This is a genomic window from Serratia sp. 22264, assembly GCF_052045345.1.
In the GTDB taxonomy this organism is placed as follows: domain Bacteria; phylum Pseudomonadota; class Gammaproteobacteria; order Enterobacterales; family Enterobacteriaceae; genus Serratia; species Serratia plymuthica.
Genome location: NZ_JBQEOY010000005.1, coordinates 193157 through 208787 on the forward strand (window position 1 = coordinate 193157; position 15631 = coordinate 208787).

The 15631-nt window shown below is 56.2% G+C and carries 19 protein-coding genes; 3 read left to right on the plus strand and 16 right to left on the minus strand.

The annotated features are described in order from the left end of the window. The 9 genes from ACTJJ1_RS18210 to ACTJJ1_RS18250 form a co-directional block, all read right to left on the minus strand. Positions 1–1215 (minus strand): lactonase family protein, encoded by a 1215-nt coding sequence (locus tag ACTJJ1_RS18210; protein ID WP_440834750.1) that lies wholly within the window; start codon positions 1213–1215, stop codon positions 1–3. A gap of 121 nt (positions 1216–1336) precedes the next feature. Then, entirely contained in the window at positions 1337–2077 is a 741-nt protein-coding gene (dagF, locus tag ACTJJ1_RS18215) for a 2-dehydro-3-deoxy-phosphogluconate aldolase (RefSeq protein WP_004948565.1), read from the minus strand. After that, complete coding sequence (locus tag ACTJJ1_RS18220) at positions 2074–3192, minus strand: DgaE family pyridoxal phosphate-dependent ammonia lyase (protein WP_020439858.1); 1119 nt, start codon at positions 3190–3192, stop codon at positions 2074–2076. Before ACTJJ1_RS18220 ends, dagF begins: the two co-directional genes overlap by 4 nt. Then, entirely contained in the window at positions 3176–4315 is a 1140-nt protein-coding gene (locus tag ACTJJ1_RS18225) for an amidohydrolase/deacetylase family metallohydrolase (RefSeq protein ID WP_409443688.1), read from the minus strand. Before ACTJJ1_RS18225 ends, ACTJJ1_RS18220 begins: the two co-directional genes overlap by 17 nt. 68 nt (positions 4316–4383) lie before the next feature. Beyond that, positions 4384–5034, minus strand: coding sequence for a DUF4310 family protein (locus ACTJJ1_RS18230; protein ID WP_041417193.1), 651 nt, complete (start codon positions 5032–5034; stop codon positions 4384–4386). 11 nt (positions 5035–5045) lie between these two features. Continuing rightward, positions 5046–5822, minus strand: coding sequence for a DUF4311 domain-containing protein (locus ACTJJ1_RS18235; RefSeq protein ID WP_006317117.1), 777 nt, complete (start codon positions 5820–5822; stop codon positions 5046–5048). Positions 5823–5852: 30 nt separating this feature from the next. Beyond that, positions 5853–6149, minus strand: coding sequence for a DUF4312 family protein (locus ACTJJ1_RS18240; RefSeq protein ID WP_004948579.1), 297 nt, complete (start codon positions 6147–6149; stop codon positions 5853–5855). After that, entirely contained in the window at positions 6149–6514 is a 366-nt protein-coding gene (locus ACTJJ1_RS18245; RefSeq protein ID WP_004948582.1) for an SFCGS family glycine-rich protein, read from the minus strand. The genes ACTJJ1_RS18240 and ACTJJ1_RS18245 overlap by 1 nt, the downstream gene beginning before the upstream one ends. 35 nt (positions 6515–6549) lie before the next feature. Continuing rightward, positions 6550–6897 carry a glycine dehydrogenase gene (locus ACTJJ1_RS18250; RefSeq protein ID WP_006328280.1) on the minus strand — a complete coding sequence of 116 codons (348 nt, stop codon included), beginning with the start codon at positions 6895–6897 and terminating at the stop codon, positions 6550–6552. Positions 6898–7411: 514 nt separating this feature from the next. Between ACTJJ1_RS18250 and rnk the strand changes: the two genes are divergently transcribed. After that, complete coding sequence (gene rnk, locus ACTJJ1_RS18255; protein WP_004948590.1) at positions 7412–7822, plus strand: nucleoside diphosphate kinase regulator; 411 nt, start codon at positions 7412–7414, stop codon at positions 7820–7822. Between the two features lie 41 nt (positions 7823–7863). Here the strand turns inward: rnk and ACTJJ1_RS18260 are convergent, their stop codons facing one another. Genes ACTJJ1_RS18260 through ACTJJ1_RS18270 form a run of 3 tightly spaced genes read right to left on the minus strand, consistent with a single transcriptional unit; the run spans position 7864 to position 10977 of the window. After that, complete coding sequence (locus ACTJJ1_RS18260; RefSeq protein WP_440834754.1) at positions 7864–8652, minus strand: sulfite exporter TauE/SafE family protein; 789 nt, start codon at positions 8650–8652, stop codon at positions 7864–7866. After that, positions 8645–9526: a formyltransferase family protein gene (locus ACTJJ1_RS18265; protein WP_064799199.1), complete on the minus strand. Its 882-nt coding sequence runs from the start codon at positions 9524–9526 to the stop codon at positions 8645–8647. The genes ACTJJ1_RS18260 and ACTJJ1_RS18265 overlap by 8 nt, the downstream gene beginning before the upstream one ends. Further along, complete coding sequence (locus ACTJJ1_RS18270) at positions 9523–10977, minus strand: FAD/NAD(P)-binding protein (protein ID WP_004948598.1); 1455 nt, start codon at positions 10975–10977, stop codon at positions 9523–9525. The genes ACTJJ1_RS18265 and ACTJJ1_RS18270 overlap by 4 nt, the downstream gene beginning before the upstream one ends. A gap of 274 nt (positions 10978–11251) precedes the next feature. On the opposite strand from ACTJJ1_RS18270, the gene ACTJJ1_RS18275 reads away from it, so the two are divergent. Continuing rightward, positions 11252–12037, plus strand: coding sequence for an AraC family transcriptional regulator (locus ACTJJ1_RS18275; protein WP_037433689.1), 786 nt, complete (start codon positions 11252–11254; stop codon positions 12035–12037). Here ACTJJ1_RS18275 and cybC read toward each other — a convergent pair. Further along, positions 12034–12420, minus strand: a complete 387-nt coding sequence (cybC, locus tag ACTJJ1_RS18280; RefSeq protein ID WP_004948604.1) for a cytochrome b562 — start codon at positions 12418–12420, stop codon at positions 12034–12036. The genes ACTJJ1_RS18275 and cybC overlap by 4 nt on opposite strands. 212 nt (positions 12421–12632) lie before the next feature. Further along, on the minus strand, positions 12633–13973 hold the full coding sequence (gene pmbA, locus ACTJJ1_RS18285; RefSeq protein WP_004948605.1) for a metalloprotease PmbA: 1341 nt from the start codon (positions 13971–13973) through the stop codon (positions 12633–12635). A 177-nt stretch (positions 13974–14150) separates the two neighbouring features. On the opposite strand from pmbA, the gene yjgA reads away from it, so the two are divergent. Then, positions 14151–14699, plus strand: coding sequence for a ribosome biogenesis factor YjgA (gene yjgA, locus ACTJJ1_RS18290; RefSeq protein WP_004948607.1), 549 nt, complete (start codon positions 14151–14153; stop codon positions 14697–14699). A gap of 30 nt (positions 14700–14729) precedes the next feature. Here the strand turns inward: yjgA and ACTJJ1_RS18295 are convergent, their stop codons facing one another. Both ACTJJ1_RS18295 and ACTJJ1_RS18300 read right to left on the minus strand, forming a co-directional pair. Next, positions 14730–15029: a barstar family protein gene (locus ACTJJ1_RS18295; RefSeq protein ID WP_004948609.1), complete on the minus strand. Its 300-nt coding sequence runs from the start codon at positions 15027–15029 to the stop codon at positions 14730–14732. Between the two features lie 5 nt (positions 15030–15034). Continuing rightward, entirely contained in the window at positions 15035–15484 is a 450-nt protein-coding gene (locus tag ACTJJ1_RS18300) for a ribonuclease (protein WP_004948611.1), read from the minus strand. Positions 15485–15631: the final 147 nt, after the last annotated feature.

Below are 15631 nucleotides of genomic sequence, written 5' to 3' on the forward strand. Positions count from 1 at the left end.
TTACTTCGTCACCGGCAGGAACACCATTTGCGAGGGGCTGCCTACCGGCGTATAGCCCTCAACAAAGCTGAGTTTGCCGCTGGCCTTGTCCAGGCTGAAACGGGTGACGTTATCGCTGCGCTGATTCATCGCATAGAGATAATGCCCGTCCGGGCTCAACGTCAACGATCGCGGATAGTCACCGCGCGTCCAGATTTCCGCCACCGGCTTCAATTCGCCATCGGCGCCAACGCTGAACTGCGCGATGCTGTTATGCAGCCGGTTGGCGACATACAGATTCTTGCCGTCCTCACTCAAGACCAACCCCGAAGCAAAGCTGGTGCCCTTATAATCGGCAGGCAGCGAAGAAAGGGTATGTAATTGTTTCAGAGTACCTTTTTGGCTGTCAAAACGGTAGCTGGTCAGCGTCGAAGCCTCTTCGTTCACCAACAGCACCGTCTTGCCGTCCGGATGGAACACAAAGTGACGCGGGCCGGCACCGGCGGAAGAAGCGGCGATCCACGGCGGATCGTTTGGCGTCAGTTGGCCGCTTGCGCCGTCAAAGCGCCACTGGTAGAGGCGATCCAGCCCCAGATCGGTGGAAAACACAAACTTGCCGCTCGGATCGCAGGCGATCATATGCGCGTGCGGGCCATTATGGTCGCTGGCGGCAAAACTGCCCTCCACCGCCGCCGCAGGTTTGCTCGCGCCTGCCGGCCCCTGATCCTGTTGCACTGAACTGGCATTGCCCAATTTGCCGTCATTCTCAACCGGAAACGCCGCCACGGTGCCGCTGACGTAGTTCGCCACCAGCAGATGGCGGCCGTCCGGCGTCAGGGAAAGGTAAACCGGCCCCGCGCCCTGCGAATCAACCTGATTCAGTTGCGTCAGCCCGCCATCTACCGGGTTGATGCGATAAGCGATGATGCCGCCGTGCTTGCTGCCGTTAAAATCGGCCACTTCGCTGGCGACATACAGCGTCCGGCCTTGGGCATCCAGGGTAAGCTGCGCCGGATTCGGCTGGTTGCTGACCAGCGTTTTCGCGCTCAGCGCGCCGCTGACCGGATCGACCTGCACCCGGTAAACGCCTTCACCGTTAGGGTTGTAAGTACCGATATAAGCAAAATGAGATGACGTGGAGTTCATTGCATCCTCAGCGTGCAGCGCCGGGCTGGCGATAGCCAGCAGCGCCAGGGTTAACGCAGTACGTAAGGGGGAAGCCTGCCAGTTTCGCATGATTGTCCTTATTGTAGCTAACGGCGCGGCATACCGCGCCTGTAGAGAGAAGGGTAGCCTCCCTGCCTTACGTCATCCGATATACCTTTCTTGCGTGAAGCTGCAGCGTTGTTGGCTGCGCTTAACCCACCAGCTTTTTGCTCATCGCCAACAGGGTTTTCACATCCTGCGGGCGGGTATCACCGGTGGCAGAATCAATAATGGAACTGTAGATATGCGGAATAATTCGCTTCACGCCGGCGGCCAATGCAATCTCAACGATCGGTTCGAAGTTTTCCAGATCGATGCCGCCAGTCGGCTCCAGCATAAAATCATGCTCGGCGCAGGCTTGAGCCACATACCGATATTCTTCTTTACACGCCAACCCGCCCATCGGGAAATACTTGATGGAGCTGCCGCCCATATCTTTCAACATGGCGATGGCCGTCTCGACCGGTACGATGCCGTCTGGCGCGGCAGCGCTCAGCGGGCCGGTCGAGATCTTCACAAAGCCGACGCGACCGGTCGGAGAAACCAGCCCGTTCACCACGCTGTCGCTCTGGCCCAGCAGCGCACGGCTGGCGCCCACGCCGGTAAACACCTGATTGACGTGCTGCGGCTGAACGCGCTGGGCAATCAGGCTGACCATCGCGGATTGTTTGGGATCGCCCGCCCCCAGGCCCACCGACAGCGCATTCTCGATCAGTTGCGCATAGTGCTGCATATCCGCCACCGCGCTGTCGACGTCCGGATAGTTCTTGGAGAGAACCCCGACCAGCACATGCCCTTCCGCCGCCGCATAAATAGCCTGCGCATTGTCTTTTGAGCCGGCCAGTACGTTGAGGCACAGACGGTCGCGGTAATAGTTTGGCTGCAGCTTCATGCTTGTTTCTCCGTAAACAGATTTTTAATACAGGTAAAGACGGTCATCAGTTGCTGCTCGTCGACGCTACGCACATCCACTTCGATTTTGCCTTCATTGGCCTTATAGCCACGGAAGTAGATGGCGATCTCGCCGGTTTTCAGCGCCTGGACGATGTCGGTGGTAGAGCGCCCCAGCACCGCTTCGTCAAAGGTGATTTCAGCACGGGCGATATCGCGGCCGGCGCTGTCCCAGACGGTTTTGGCGCTGATGCCGGTCAGCGAGTTCAGGCTGGTGATAAACGGCGTCATTCGCGCCACCATCTGCTCACCGGTGGTTTTTTCCAGCTTCAGGTAGCTTTCAATCGCCTGCGTCAGGCCGAGGATGCCCTCTTTGCCGACCTTCATCGCCCGGCCAATGCCGCCGGATTGCAGCTTCACCCACTCCACGTATTGCCGCTTACCCACCACCAGGCCGCTGGTTGGGCCTTCGATGGCCTTGGCGCCGCTGTAGATCACCAGATCGGCCCCCATCTGGTAGTAGCACATCAGATCTTCTTCTGCGGCGGCATCGACGATCAGCGGCAGATCATGCTTGCGCGCCACCACCACCGCCTGCTCGACGGAAAGAATGCTTTTCTGCACGCAGTGGTGCGATTTGATGTACAGGATCGCCGCCGTTTGCGGCGTGATGCAGGCCTCGAGCTGCTCTGCTGAGCATTCGTTGGCATAACCCGCCTCAACCACCTTGCCGCCGCCGAGGGCAACCATAGTGTCGACCGGGGCACCGAAGTTCACGTTGTGGCCGCGCGGCAACACTATCTCGCGCGGCACGGTGATTGGCGCCGAGTGCAGGTTCACCAGCAGGTTGGCATTGTCTTTGACGATCACTGCCGCCACCGACTGGGCGATACCCGCCGAGGCGCAAGACACGATCACGGCATCTTCCACATTCAGCAGATCGGCGATGTAAGCACCGGTCTTGTTAACCAGATCCTTGATTTCAAAATAGTGATTCAGGCCGTAGTCGACGGCGTCAATCACCTCCTGACGCGGGGTAGATACGCCAAGAATAGTCATACGGCCAGAAGTGTTAATCACTTGTTTTAAATTATATTTTTCATAAATCGAAGACATGATGGGCTTTCCCTTCGTCGGTTAATAGAATTTCCCCGGCTACCACCGCAGCCAACGGAACCAACAACTGTTCGCCACCGACCGATTGCCCTTCTGAGTCGGCAAATACCTGCGGCCCCAGGCGGAGATCGAACAGGGTAAAATCGGCGTCATAACCCGGCTCCAGCCGGCCTTTATGGGTCAGGCTCAGCGCCGAAGCGGCATTTTCCGTCACGCAGGCAATCACCTGCGGCAACGACAGGCCAATGCTGAAGAATTTGGACATCACCGTCGCCAGGCTGTGTACCGGCCCGGCCATGCGGTTGCGGCAATAGATATCGGAGCTGATGGTGTGCGGGAGAATGCCAAGCCCAATCGCCTGGCGTGCCACGTCAAAGCTGAAACTGGCGGTGCCGTGGCCCACGTCGAGCAGCACGCCGCGTTTCAGCGCCCGCTGGATCGACTCGCGCAACGTACCCGCCGGGGTCAGAATGCGGTTCGGCTTGCCGTTATAGCAGTGGGTAATGATGTCGCCGCGGGTCAGCAGATCGGCGATGTCATCCAGATTCGGCGGGTTATTGCCGATATGCACCATCAGCGGCAACCGGTTGTTTTCCTGCTGGATTTGCTTGGCGCGCACCAACGGCACAATGCCGTTTTGCCCCACCACGCTGCTGCTCATGCGCGCCTTGATGCCTATGATGAAACCGGGGTAGGCATCGATGGATTTTTTCACCGTCGGCGGGTCGATATCCGCCAGATCGGCCAGCTCATTTTGGCGTAACAACCCGATGCGCGAGATATTCAGGAAAGCGAATACGTTGGTTTTGGCCCGGCGCGTCAGAGCATAGAACTCGTCAACGTCGTCGGTGCCGGTGCTGCCGGCGTCAACCACCGAGGTCACGCCACTGGCTACGCCCACTAAGTCCGGTTCGTCATAGTAAATCGGCGAAGAAGGATAGCAGTGCACGTGGGAGTCGATCCAGCCGGCGCTGAGGCGGCAATTGCCCGCCAGATCCAGTTGCCTGCCGGCGTTGACGTCATCGGCCAACTGCCCAACGACGACAATCTTACCGTCCAGAACCGCCAGATCGACCAGTCGGTCGTCCGCCAGCCTGGCGCGTCGGATTACTAAGTCATACATACTGCGCTACTCCTTTTCCAGCAGGGGGCGGCGCACCGCCCCACTATCACACGGCTCTGGAACAGTGATTAAGCAATGGCGACAGGGAAAATGGCCCCTAACAGCATTGCGCCAAGGATCGCTCCGCCAGTGATTGGCTTGCCCCAGATATAGAACAGCAGCGCGCCAAGCAGCGAACCAACGCCAATCGGAATGGATGCGGTCATCGCCGACAGGATGATCAACGGCCCCAGGAAGCGGCCTGAGGAGTTACCTGCCCCCATCATTACGTCTGCGCCGTAGGTGGAGTTGCTCTGGCTGATGGTGAATTTGCGTGCCAGAATGATCAGGTAGCCAATCGCCAGACCAATCACCAGGCCGGTCACCAGCGAGGCGGCAAAGTTGGCGACCGGGAAGATGATCCCCGCGCCCAGCAACAGCGCCGGAACGCCCAACCCCACGCCGGTCTGGATCGCGCCGCCGATGTCCAGAATGCCCACCAGCGAGCCTTCAATGATGCGCGCAAACAGGAAGCTGGCGCCGAATGCCGCCACCGCGCCATAAACGCCGGTGTCCATCCCGGCACGCAGCATGGAAACGAAGGCCACTTCGTTAAACGCGCCGATGCCATACAGGTAGTACATGTGCGTCCCGGCGAACACACCGGACGAGAGCAGGCCAACAAAAATCGGGAATGACCAGTCGGCGTACCAGAAGCCTTTTTGGGTTTGTTCTTCCATCATCCCGCTCCTTATTTACCGCTCAGGGTGTTGTGAATGGTGTCCAGCCAACCCGGCACGCCGAGGCTGAAGGACTCGAGGACTTTCATGTCGAAGCCGCGGAAGAAACCGCTCAGCACGAACAGCAGCACGATCACCGCCATCATGATCTTGGTGATTTTGTTCCAGCCGCTCTCTTCCACGCCCTTACCGATCAGAATGCCCAGCACCAGACCCGGCACGGCGTTGCCCATGATCAGCTGCGCCAGGCCGCCGAAAATGGTTCCCCAGAAACCAGAGCGACGCCCGGCGTCGATCGCCGCCAGCCAGAAGATCACCGGCATCACGGTGTTCACCAGCAGGTTAGCCGCCGGCACCAGCACTTTGATTGCCGTAACCTGCAGCGCAGCGGGCACTGCGGAAGCGGTGGTATTGAGGAACGCCACCACCAGCATGCCGATAACGCCGCAGGCGATAGCCATTTTTTTCGGGTCATGCAGCGTTTGCGCCAGGTTGCGGTTCTTGACCATCAAGGCTGCCGCGCCCCAGTGAGGGATGATGCGGTGGTCAACGTCCTGCGTGAAGGCGCCCGCCGCCACGGAAGACGCCCAGGCGTTGAAGAAGAAACCCAGGCCGAATGAGAAGTGGGAAGCCGGATCGCCTTCGCAGGAATTCAGCTCGCCCAAGGTGCGGAAGGCGCCCATGCCCTGTGTCGTCGGAGCATGGAACATGCGTGCGGCGCCAGCCCCTACGCCAACCCCCACCAGTCCGCCAATAATAAGCGACTTAAATAAGATGATTAAAAACATCAGTATACCCTTAGATTTATGCTAACGTTTTTATTTCGTGACGAAGACAACCTTTTCTGTATTAATCATTGTCACGTTCACGGTTATTTCCAGAGTCACGGTGTAGGTTTTTCTTTCTCGCGGTAAAAAGAAAAAGAGAAATTTCTCTTTTGTTATTTTCTCTTCCGCTTTTAATACGCTGACATCCTGCGGTTCAATGCGCAGCAGAATATTGCTGGTGGATTTTAATACCGTGCCCTGCACATTAGCCAAGGCGGAAGCAAAAGCTTTCGCTTTGCTGTCACCCTTGCCCTCCACCTTTACCGATGTGGTATAGTGTTCTTTCATTACGGGTTGCCGTGTTTTTTGATGTAGGCTTCCACCAGTCTTTGGCCCAATTCTTCTTTATCCATAAAGCCAAAACCCAGCACGATATAACCTTCGTTGATTGCCGTCACGCCTTCATCAATGGAGCGCATGCCGTATTTCGCTTTGTAGCCGTATTTGGTCTGCGCGGTAATTGCCCCGGCACCGCCGCTGCCGCAGAAGGAAATTCCCAACTGCGCACCTTCCGCTTTCATTACGTCGCCCAGCTTCATATCCGCCGCTACGCCAGGGATAACGATGGCTTTTCCGCCAGCCGTTTCAATGCCCTGGCCGACTTTCTGGCCTTTGCCCAAACGATCGCCAATCACTACGGTAATCTGACCCATGGTATTTTCTCCTGATGATATGAATGCGTTAATCGCTATTGGTTATTGTCTTTTGCCACTTCAAAATGCACAGAAAGCAAATAAGCTTCTTCGATCGGCAGAGCCGGAAAATTATCGACAACTCGCTCAGCCATTTGCATCGATTCCGCTGAAATCTCATCAAAAAGCGATTTATCGACTTCCGGCAAGGGTTCACCAGTCATTGAACGCAGTACCATGGCACGAATATGCGATTCCAGCATCTGTTGCTGTACTGCATTGGTATAAATGTTTTCTGCATTCAGCATGGCGGTAATATCGGCCAGCACCTTATCGGTGATCGCCCCGGCCTCGCCGAGGTCAGACCGCTCATTTTTTTCTATCGCAACAGATCCTTCATTCACTTTTCAATACCCCTGGTTCCAACATTATTCGTAAGTCGCAGAATGCATCACCTGAATATACCCTATGAATTTCAAGTTACAGCCAGGCGCTCAGCTCGTGGGTCTTGTAAAGCAGCCAACAACGCTGCAGCTTGAAAGGCGGTGGGTATTTCCCGCTTTCTTTGATGTCTTACCCTAACCCCGGGGAGAATTTCTGTGTAGCCGCTTTTTTTCCAGTTTAAAGTGGAAATTCAATGATTGTCAGGGATCCATTTCGCAAAATAAGCGCTTTTAAGATAATTTAATGACATTACAGAAAGTTAATGCCACAAAGGGTTTCCGTTTCTCCCCGCCGCAGTGAAAAGCTTCGTGATCGGGATCTCTTTCTTTTCACCGCTTAACCGCCTACTATCGGTAAGACAATTCGACATCAGCAACGCCCCCGCTCCTCTGGCGCGGGGGCGTTGCTTTTGTGCTGTTTTTCCGAATTTATGGGCGCGAAAACGGGCGCCCTTTGATTTGACTGGAGAGTGGAATGACCAAACCAACCATTACTATTAATGAGCTGGATGCGGAACGCCTGGATGCGCTATTGGAACAACCGGCCTTTGCCAACACCGACGTCGCCATCGCGCTGAACGACGAGCTGGATCGCGCCGAAATCCTGCCGCCGGCCCAGATCCCGGCCAACGTGGTGACCATGAACAGCCGCGTGCGTTTCCGCGATCTGCATACCGCAGAAGAGCACGTGCGCACGCTGGTGTACCCGGCCTCGCTGAAGGACAGCCACGAGCAGTTGTCAGTGATGGCGCCGCTGGGCGCAGCGCTGCTGGGCATGCATGTAGGCAACCAGATTACCTGGCAGTTGCCGAACGGCGAAGAAGCGCGGATCGAAGTGCTGGAACTGCTGTACCAGCCGGAAGCGGCAGGTGAATACCACCGCTAAGCGGTAATTCAGGGCGGTGAACATGCCGCCCTTTCTGAGCCTTACAGGCTGATAGCGATCAGTACCACCACCAGCAGCAACACGTAAACTCTGGCGTGCAGCTTGTCATTGACCTTCGGCAACGCCCTTTTGGCAAAGACGATCCCCGCAATGCCGGCCGCCACCAGCAGCCCAAGAATGGTCAGGTTGACGTAGCCAAGATAGTGCGGCCCGCTCATTTCCTGCCAGCCCAAACCGATATACATCAGTGCGCCGATGACAGCGACCGGAATCGACAAGGGATTGGCCGCGCTGACGCAGTGCTTCATTTCATAGCCATGCCGACGCAACAAAGGCACCGTCATCACGCTGCCCCCCACGCCGAGCATAGTGGCGATCACCCCAATCAGCGGGCCACCGGCCCACAACGTCATCTTTGACAGCGCCGCGCGCGCCGGTTTGACCAAAAAACCCTGCCTGAACAGACAATCCGCAATCGTCACCAGCATATAAATCACGAACAGCAGCCTGACCACATTGTCCGCCAGCAGCGTAGAGGCAAAAGCGCCCAGTGCGGCACCAATGCTGATGAAAAAGATCAGCGGGATGATGGTTTCACGCAGCAGGTTGCCGCTGCGCCAGTTGGTTAGGGTGGCGTAACCCGAATTGAGGATCATCACCGCCGTTGAGGTCGCTACGGCGATATGCATCGCCTGGCCCGGCTGTTCGCCGGAGGAAGACACCAGATGATAGACAAAGGGCACCACCACAAAGCCGCCGCCAAAGCCGAACAAGATGGTGGTGATGCCGGTAATGAAACCGGCACCGAGAATAATCAACGTTTCAATCATGGCCATGCGCCCGGATGAAATCGTCGAAACCGGCAGAGAACTGACCGGCAAGTGGATGGAACTCGTCGCCGACAAACAGCGCCAGATAATGCCGGCGAATGGCATCATGATCGATAAGCTCAATCCCGGCTTCCGCCGCCTGCGCCAGAGTCAGCGCATCCGGAAATCCCCAATAGCGATAATTACCCTGCCGCTCGACAATAAGGGACTTGCGTTCGCCCGCGCGCATTAGCTGCCCCGCTAAAAATGCACCGGACCGCATGCCCGCCAGCATCATGTTTTCCAAAAACGACAGTTCATAACGCAATTCGATCGGCAAGCGGGCAAGCACCGGCCCGGCATCCCAGTGTTCATCCATCTCGTGCAACGTTAACGCGCCGTTTTTCTCGCCGTTCATCATGGCGCGGAACAGCGTCATCACGCCACGGTAATGCGGCAAATCGCCCGGATGCAGATTCCACAGCAGCTTGCCGCGCTGGCTGAAGGCCCGGACGTAATCCGCGGAAAACTTCTGGTAGCAGCGCAAAGAAACCACCGCGTCCATATTACCCAGGCTGCTGATAAAAGTGGCGTCATTGATGTCTGCAATACGGTGCGCCGTGATGCCTGCGCCGGCCAGGAAAACCTGCGGCGGCTGGTAAGCGCCCTCGCAGGCATCGGCATTTCTGCTGACAAAGGGGAAAACGAAGTCATTCAACACTTCACGTTCATACAAGGCAAGCTGGCGAATTTCAGGCTCCTGCAGCCGGCCGGCGGCTTTCGCCAGTGGAAAATAAACCGTAAAGGTGCATTCCTTGTGTAAGGCGCTAATAACATCCTGACATGCCAGCCAGGAAAAAATATCGTTGCCAACAAATAGCGCTACGTTTTTCATGCTTCCGCCTTATTTCCATTAAATATGCTGTTGTTGAAAACTATTTTGCTGATATCCCGGGTGATGGATTCCATTGCGGAAGTATAAAAAAGGTCGCCTTTGGCGGGGGCTCCAAGGGAATAGAGATCCTGCTCATTGCCTTTTTCATCCGACACTTTTAACGTAAATGGATTGCATTTTACGCCACCGAAGATATTTTCCTGTACCAGGCCGCCCTGAAGCATCTTTTTATTTAATCGACTTAACTTCAGTTGGTATGAGGGCGTGGTGCAATTAAGCAAATATTGGCTATGCACCTCCGCATTGTGGCAAAGGGTTTTAAATCCCCGGCCTTCTTTTTCTATATTTACCACCCCACCAAAGGCGCGCAAACGTTGGCTCTCTAGCGCCGCAATAATTTTATAGGCATTTTTTAGTGGCATGGCGTGCCGATTGCGCATCCAGGAAGAGTTATAGAAGCGCATGAAGATCTGTCGGTTATTTTCATCCATTTTTACCCAGGCTTCACATACGGCCGGATGAATCGCTGCCAGATAGCTACAGATATGCTCACGGGCAAAGCGCGCCCGATCCAGGCTTTCGGCCAGGTCACGATAGCAATCCCTTTCGGCCCCCATTGCAGACAGCACCGTTAGCCGTTCCTGCCCTGGGTAATATTCTTCGAGCGCCGCGTTAATCACCTGAACCCACTGGTGCGCATCAATATAGCTGTTGTCGGCGACAAAACGGTTCAGCCGTTGCCTGAATTCTGGCGGTGGCGCGCGCATCAACGCAGGCTGCACGCTGGGGAAAAGCCCGGAACGCGACAGGGCGGTAATATTGCTCGCCCCCACCCGCTCAATCAGCTCAATAATGGCGTCGATCGCCGTCAGGCTACAGCCAATCACGCCGACTGCCGATGCAGGATTGATGGCGGGCAGATCCCGATTGGCCTGATAGGCAATCACCCCGTCAATCGGGTAGAGGCTCGCCGGCTCATTATGCCCCGAGCACAGCACTACCGCATTCATCTGCTCCGCGGCCCCGCAGGCCGTTGTCAGCAAATATCCTCCTGGATGCGAACCTATCTCCTCAACTTCGGCGGTCACGAAATTCAGCGTGACGTTGCTGGCAGCCGCCATAAACACCGCCCTGTCGCGAATAAAATCGAGATATTCTTTATAAAGCCAGCGGGGTGGGTAGCGATCTTTACTGTATCGCCGAAAATGCGTCGTGATCCAATCGGAAAAATGTGCACTGTCAAAAATATCCGCCGACATATTCTCTGGCGTCATATTTAAAATATGGCTGTCAAAATCGCTGCTGTAAGCCATACCGCCATTGAACCCCTGCTTGTCAAACACTTTCAGGGAAAGATGCTTATTGCAATTATTAACAGACTTATTCTTGATAAAGTTGTAAGCGAAAGAAATACCTGCCGCCCCACCGCCAATCACACCGATCTTATACATGAAATATCACCTTATAGTTACAGCATTAAAAGAAGAACTATTGCTTCAGGTGTTGGAATAAAATAATTCCTTATTAACTTCTTGTATGATGCAGACGAGATAACCCGCCCGGCCCCGGCGTTTAAATTAAAAAGGGGTTAATCAACAATAAAAATACCTCGCCACCAAGGCAGCGTTATTTTTCTGCCCTGATAGTAGAGCTATGGCCAGTGGCTTGCTTTACATGAAAGGCCAACTATCATTGCATTTCGGCCAAACTGCTCTGATAAGGATTATGCGCAACGTACGCATTGATGACATCGACCATGTGCCAAGGTCGGTGATTGCCATCGGCACCGACTACCCGTCGGGCCATTTACTGCCCATGCACAGCCACCGCCGCGCTCAGTTGCTCTATGGCGCTACCGGCGTAATGCACGTATTTACCCACCAGGGGAACTGGATTGTGCCGCCGCAGCGGGCGGTGTGGCTGCCGCCGCAGATGCCGCATGAAGTGAGAATGGTCGGCGTCACCACCCGCAGCCTGTACATTGAACCGACCGCGCTGCTGGCCTCTCAGCCGCAGGTTTGTCAGGTGGTCAGCGTTACGCCGCTGATGCGCCAACTCTTGATGGCGGCGGTGGATATGCCGCTGGAGTACGATCCGGACGGCCGCGACGGCGCGCTGGTTTTCCTGCTGCTGCATGAGCTTGCCCAACTGCAATCCCTGCCGCTGCACATCCCCCTTCCCGCCGATCGGCGGCTGGGCGAATTATGCCAGCTGTTCCTGCTTCAGCCCAACGCGCACGATTCGCCGCAGGAATGGGCCACGCGCCTGTATATGAGCATCCGCACCTTCAGCCGATTCTTTCGCGCACAAACGGGGATGTCATTTTCACAATGGCGGCAACGGGCCTGCGTGGTGCTGGCGCTGGCTCAGTTGACGGAGGGCAACAGCGTAACGCAGGTCGCTCTGGAGTTGGGGTATGAGAGCAGCGCGGCTTTTGCCACCATGTTTCGCCGCGTGTTGGGACAGGCGCCGTCCTGCTATCTGGGATCGGAACGGCGCGAAAAGGCTTAGCGGAATTTCTTGTGGTTAACGTCGCGGGTTTGCTTGAATCCCTGGGCGATCTGCTTGGCTTCAGCCAGCTTGCCTTGATTGGCCAGCGCCAGCGATTGGTCTATCTGGCCGATAAGCTGGTCCAGCCCATGCTGAAAATCTTTTATCTCCGGGCTGCCGGCCGCTTTATCCTCCAGCTTCGGCGGCGTGGATTGCTTCGCATCCAGCGCGGCGGCGCGCATGTTCTGCAGACTCTGCTTCAGAGTGTCCGTTGAGTCAGTGCTCAGCACCGTTTTGTAATTGCCGGCGATGGTGTCCATATCGTCGGCCAAATCTGCCGCGACCGCCAGTGAACTGGCTCCCAGCAGCGCCAACGCCATCAATGCTTTCAGTTTGTTCGACATGCTTGCTCACCTTCCAGTTATTATTTTATCTACCCGTCGCCTTTCGAGCTGCGGCGTCGTTGGCTGCAACTCGACATTCATAGGGTATAAGTTTTTGTTCAACCTAAACATAGGCAAGGGCGCTGAAAACCGGAACAAGAGATTTGTAAGCAAGGTTATAACGGGGGGAAAGGAGAGAGGCTGGCAACCGGAGCGGCCAGCCCTGGCAGGTATTATTGGCCGGCGATTTTCATGTCCGGCAGCAGCACCGAACCGCACTGAATATTGCTGCGGGTTTCGATATCGCTGCCCACGCTGACGATGTTGCGCAGCATGTCTTTCAGGTTGCCGGCGATAGTGATCTCGCTGACCGGGTACTGGATCTCGCCATTTTCCACCCAGAAACCGGCGGCGCCGCGCGAATAGTCGCCGGTAATGCCGCTAACGCCCTGCCCCATCAACTCGGTGACCACCAGACCGGTGCCCAGTTGCTTCAACATACCGGCAAAGTCATGGCCCTGCCCGGCAATGCGCCAGTTGTGGATGCCGCCGGCATGGCCGGTGCTGTGCATGCCGAGCTTACGCGCCGCGTAGCTGGTCAGCAACCAGGTTTGCAGCACGCCGTCTTTGACAATGTCACGCCGCTGGGTACGCACGCCTTCGCTGTCGAACGGCGTGGAAGCCAGTCCTTTCAGCAGGTGCGGGTGCTCCTCGATGGTCAGCCAGTCCGGCAGGATCTGCTTGCCCAGCGAGTCCAGCAGGAAGGTGGATTTACGGTAAACGCTGCTGCCGCTGATGGCGCCAACCAGGTGCCCGAACAGACCGGTCGCCACTTCAGAAGCGAACAACACCGGGGCGGTCATGGTTGACAACTTGCGCGGCGCCAGGCGCGACAAGGTACGACGTGCACACTCCTCGCCCACCCATTCAGGGCTTGCCAAATCGCCCATAGCGCGGCCAATGGTATAGGCGTAGTCACGCTCCATATCGCCATCGTGCTCGGCGATCACACAGCTCGACAGCGAATGACGGCTTGAACAGTAGCTTTGCAACATGCCGTGGCTGTTGCCGAACACCTTGATGCCGTAGTGGCTGTTAAAACTGCCGCCTTCGGTATTGGTGATGCGTTTGTCCGCCGCCAGCGACGCCTGCTCGGCGCGGGCAGCCAGTTCGATGCCCCGCTCCGCGTCCAGCTCCGCCGGGTGGAACAGATCCAGATCCGGCGCCTCAAACGCCAGCAGGTCTTTTTCCGCCGGGCCGGCGTTCGGATCCGCAGAAGTATAACGAGCGATATCCAGCGCAGCCTGTACGGTACGGGCAATGGCGTCCGGGCTGAGATCGGTTGAAGACGCGCTACCTTTACGCTGCTGGTGATACACGGTAATGCCCAACGCGCCATCGCTGTTGAACTCGACGTTTTCCACCTCGCCAAAGCGGGTGCTGACGCTGATACCGGTAGATTTGGTTACGGCAACTTCTGCCGCATCGGAACCGGCGCGCGCCAGCTCCAGAGCCTGTGAAACGGCCTGTTCCAGCGCCTTGCGCTGTTCTGCAACTTGAGTGACTACTTTCATCAATCTGCCATAATTAATCAGAAAATCGTTGAGAAAAGTGCCGTGGCGGCGTGGTTGCGCGCGGAGTCACGCGCAAAAATCATGTGATTTATGCTTTTGAGTCTAACAGGAACCGCGTGGAATTTCGCATAAAGCCGGCAACCTGTTAGGATTAGCCTCTTTTTAACGGAGCCTACCATGAACAAACAGCCTGAAGACTGGCTCGACGATGTCCCGGAGAACAAAGACGAGGACGATGACGAGATTATCTGGGTCAGTAAAAGTGAAATTAAACGTGATGCCGAAGCACTAAAAGACCTGGGGACCGAGCTGGTCGAACTGGGTAAGAACGCGCTGGAACGCATCCCGCTGGACGAAGATTTGCGCGCCGCCATTGAACTGGCGCAGAAGATCAAGAAAGAAGGCCGCCGCCGTCAGTTGCAACTGATTGGCAAGATGCTGCGCGCCCGCGACGTAGAGCCGATTCAAACCGCGCTCGACAAGCTGAAGAACCGCCACAACCAGCAGGTTTCGCTGTTCCACAAGCTGGAAGCGCTGCGTGACCGTTTGGTGGAAGAAGGCGATGACGCGATCCCGTCTATCCTGGCCCTGTACCCGGAAGCCGATCGCCAGCAATTGCGCGCACTGGTGCGTAACGCGCAGAAAGAGAAGGCCGCTAACAAGCCGCCGAAAGCCTACCGTCAAATCTTCCAGTACCTGCGCGATCTGGCCGAGACCGCCGAATGATCGCCGCCGTCACCATGGGATGAACCCGTTTCATCCCCGGTGATGTGCAGGTTCACCGCTGCTTTCGCGAATATTGAAACGCAGGCTGCCTTCCAGCTCTTCCTCCGCCTCTTCAAACAGCAGGATAATCGCGCCGAAGCGGCGTTTGCTACGGGCATCGAGATGGGTAAACTCAATCTCGACCGGCAACCCGATATCGACGGTCACCACGTCCCACAACGCGTCCAGATTGGCGCCGAAGGCTTCATCGAGCGCAAACTTATGCGCAAAATCGCGATAGAACGCCGGCAAATCGTGGATCTGATTAAAATCGAACTCTACTTTTGCCATCAAGCTCACTCCACCCGAATGAAGTTTTTATAATGGTCACGCGTGACAAAAATCAGGCCGTCGCTGGAATACAACAGGCGATCGGCCCCGCGCCGGCCGCATTGATAATTGATGTCCGCCTCGCGCCATACCCGGCTGCGGGCGGTAGGCAGTTGCCCTTCACGGTTTGAGAAACGATCGCCGCCAATCGCTTTGCCCGGCAGAACCGAACACAGGTTGCCGTTGCGCGCATCCCACCCCTGCTCACGCGCCTGCTTTTTGGTGATGTAATAGTCCGGCAGCCGCTGATGCTGCTGCAGGTAGCTCACCACCCTTTTTTGCTGCGTCAGTTGGTCGATGCTCTGGCCTTCGGCCACCGCAGGCACGTTGGCAATCACCCGATCGTTACCGCGCAAAGCGCTAAAACCGGCTATCACAACAGCGATGACGATCGCCACGAGGATCCGCTTGTTCATTACTGTCCCTGACTGAGTGCCGACAGGGGTGCATCAGCACCCATGCCCGTTGGATTTATAGATGAAAAGAATGAATCAGAGATGACCGGCAGGTAACATTTTCACTTCAGGGAACCCATGCCTTAATAATCTGCATCACCCATTCAT

Coding starts and splice junctions, on each gene's coding strand:
- ACTJJ1_RS18210 (WP_440834750.1), bottom strand. CDS start 1,215: ATGCGAAACTGGCAGGCTTCCCCCTTACGTACTGCGTTAACCCTGGCG.
- dagF (WP_004948565.1), bottom strand. CDS start 2,077: ATGAAGCTGCAGCCAAACTATTACCGCGACCGTCTGTGCCTCAACGTA.
- ACTJJ1_RS18220 (WP_020439858.1), bottom strand. CDS start 3,192: ATGTCTTCGATTTATGAAAAATATAATTTAAAACAAGTGATTAACACT.
- ACTJJ1_RS18225 (WP_409443688.1), bottom strand. CDS start 4,315: ATGTATGACTTAGTAATCCGACGCGCCAGGCTGGCGGACGACCGACTG.
- ACTJJ1_RS18230 (WP_041417193.1), bottom strand. CDS start 5,034: ATGGAAGAACAAACCCAAAAAGGCTTCTGGTACGCCGACTGGTCATTC.
- ACTJJ1_RS18235 (WP_006317117.1), bottom strand. CDS start 5,822: ATGTTTTTAATCATCTTATTTAAGTCGCTTATTATTGGCGGACTGGTG.
- ACTJJ1_RS18240 (WP_004948579.1), bottom strand. CDS start 6,149: ATGAAAGAACACTATACCACATCGGTAAAGGTGGAGGGCAAGGGTGAC.
- ACTJJ1_RS18245 (WP_004948582.1), bottom strand. CDS start 6,514: ATGGGTCAGATTACCGTAGTGATTGGCGATCGTTTGGGCAAAGGCCAG.
- rnk (WP_004948590.1), top strand. CDS start 7,412: ATGACCAAACCAACCATTACTATTAATGAGCTGGATGCGGAACGCCTG.
- ACTJJ1_RS18260 (WP_440834754.1), bottom strand. CDS start 8,652: ATGATTGAAACGTTGATTATTCTCGGTGCCGGTTTCATTACCGGCATC.
- ACTJJ1_RS18265 (WP_064799199.1), bottom strand. CDS start 9,526: ATGAAAAACGTAGCGCTATTTGTTGGCAACGATATTTTTTCCTGGCTG.
- ACTJJ1_RS18270 (WP_004948598.1), bottom strand. CDS start 10,977: ATGTATAAGATCGGTGTGATTGGCGGTGGGGCGGCAGGTATTTCTTTC.
- ACTJJ1_RS18275 (WP_037433689.1), top strand. CDS start 11,252: ATGCGCAACGTACGCATTGATGACATCGACCATGTGCCAAGGTCGGTG.
- cybC (WP_004948604.1), bottom strand. CDS start 12,420: ATGTCGAACAAACTGAAAGCATTGATGGCGTTGGCGCTGCTGGGAGCC.
- pmbA (WP_004948605.1), bottom strand. CDS start 13,973: ATGAAAGTAGTCACTCAAGTTGCAGAACAGCGCAAGGCGCTGGAACAG.
- yjgA (WP_004948607.1), top strand. CDS start 14,151: ATGAACAAACAGCCTGAAGACTGGCTCGACGATGTCCCGGAGAACAAA.
- ACTJJ1_RS18295 (WP_004948609.1), bottom strand. CDS start 15,029: ATGGCAAAAGTAGAGTTCGATTTTAATCAGATCCACGATTTGCCGGCG.
- ACTJJ1_RS18300 (WP_004948611.1), bottom strand. CDS start 15,484: ATGAACAAGCGGATCCTCGTGGCGATCGTCATCGCTGTTGTGATAGCC.